At 57.2% G+C, this 775-nt stretch carries 1 rRNA gene; it reads right to left on the reverse strand.

From position 1 onward, the window contains the following. A 23S ribosomal RNA gene (locus IE207_RS32875) occupies positions 1 to 775 on the reverse strand; the annotation flags it as partial.

Below are 775 nucleotides of genomic sequence, written 5' to 3' on the forward strand. Positions count from 1 at the left end.
GCCTGTCGGCCTCGCCTTAGGTCCCGACTTACCCTGGGCAGATCAGCTTGACCCAGGAACCCTTAGTCAATCGGCGCACACGTTTCTCACGTGTGTATCGCTACTCATGCCTGCATTCTCACTCGTGAACCGTCCACAACTAGCTTCCGCTGCTGCTTCACCCGGCACACGACGCTCCCCTACCCATCACAGCGGGCGTTGGCCCTATTGCTGCAATGACACGACTTCGGCGGTACGCTTGAGCCCCGCTACATTGTCGGCGCGGAATCACTTGACCAGTGAGCTATTACGCACTCTTTCAAGGGTGGCTGCTTCTAAGCCAACCTCCTGGTTGTCTCTGCGACTCCACATCCTTTCCCACTTAGCGTACGCTTAGGGGCCTTAGTCGATGCTCTGGGCTGTTTCCCTCTCGACCATGGAGCTTATCCCCCACAGTCTCACTGCCGTGCTCTCACTTACCGGCATTCGGAGTTTGGCTAAGGTCAGTAACCCGGTAGGGCCCATCGCCTATCCAGTGCTCTACCTCCGGCAAGAAACACACGACGCTGCACCTAAATGCATTTCGGGGAGAACCAGCTATCACGGAGTTTGATTGGCCTTTCACCCCTAACCACAGGTCATCCCCCAGGTTTTCAACCCTGGTGGGTTCGGTCCTCCACGAAGTCTTACCTCCGCTTCAACCTGCCCATGGCTAGATCACTCCGCTTCGGGTCTAGAGCGTGCAACTCAATCGCCCTATTCGGACTCGCTTTCGCTACGGCTTCCCCACACGGGT

The sequence above is a fragment of the Streptomyces cirratus genome (assembly GCF_014650775.1).
Lineage (GTDB): Bacteria > Actinomycetota > Actinomycetes > Streptomycetales > Streptomycetaceae > Streptomyces > Streptomyces cirratus.